This is a genomic window from Komagataeibacter kakiaceti JCM 25156 (assembly GCF_000613305.1).
In genome coordinates this window covers 1-686 of sequence record NZ_BAIO01000839.1, presented here as the reverse complement: position 1 = coordinate 686, position 686 = coordinate 1, and the positions used below count along the sequence as shown (strand labels likewise).

The 686-nt window shown below is 66.5% G+C and carries 1 pseudogene; it reads left to right on the top strand.

The features are described from left to right. Window positions 1–215 precede the first annotated feature (215 nt). A pseudogene (locus JCM25156_RS26505) lies at window positions 216–686 on the top strand (type II secretion system secretin GspD); the annotation flags it as partial.

Sequence of the window (686 nt, the reverse complement as noted above, 5' to 3'; positions counted from 1 at the left end):
CTGCGCCCCGAACGTGCCCATGCGGCGCACGCCGCCAGCCCGCCCGGCATGGTGGACGGAGCGGCCCCGACCCTTCCGATTCCGATGAGGACATCGTGATTCCGGAGTCCCGCTTTCCCGCCGTTCCCCCCCGTCCGGACCCGTCCCATCCATGAGTCATTCCCCGGTTTCAGAAACAGGAAATTTCAGCCCGATGCGGAACAGTTCGTGATGTTTTGATTTCGTGCCTGCTGCTGGCCGCATGTGACCAGAGTGACCGGCCAAAAATCCAGCCGCTGTCCGAACCCACGCTGCTCGATGGCGGACGCGCGGCGCGTGTGAATGGCAAGGTGGGGGCGCCCGACCAGCCCCTGCCCGCGCAGGTCAGCTATGGCCGCGATACGCTGCCCCGCCTGACGCGCAACATCACCGGGGGGCAGGGCGGGAGCATAACGCTCGACTTTGCCGAGACCGATATACGCGACGTGGTGGCGCAGATTCTGGGCGGTATCCTGCACGTCAACTACACCATTGATCCGGCGGTGACCGGGGCCGTCACGCTGCATACGGCGGCTCCGCTTCTTCCGTCGGAGGTGCTGCCCACGCTCCAGATGCTGCTGGCGGAAGTCGGGGCCACGCTGGGCCGGACCGATAACCTGTACCGCGTGCTGCCATCGGGCGGCAGGACCGCGACAGGTGGTGGATCA